Below are 280 nucleotides of genomic sequence, written 5' to 3' on the forward strand. Positions count from 1 at the left end.
GTTACTAATCATAATTGGATTCATTTAATTATCAGCGTCCTTTCTTTATGAGGACACAAAAAAGGTCTACCACTCCGGGTAGACCTTTTTTAGGGCCAATAAGCCACTAATTCATTTAAACAAGATCATAATTGAATATTAATTCTACCCAGAGCACCCTTTTCTGCGCCCAGTTGCGCAGTGATTGATGCATTAAATTGTGTAGAATTAAAACTTCAATGGTTGATCCCTCCGATTAATTTGATATTGCTAGCTTAGCAGGGCAATTAGCATTTGTCAA

The sequence above is a fragment of the Bartonella sp. CL63NXGY genome (genome assembly GCF_042194905.1).
Lineage (GTDB): Bacteria > Pseudomonadota > Alphaproteobacteria > Rhizobiales > Rhizobiaceae > Bartonella.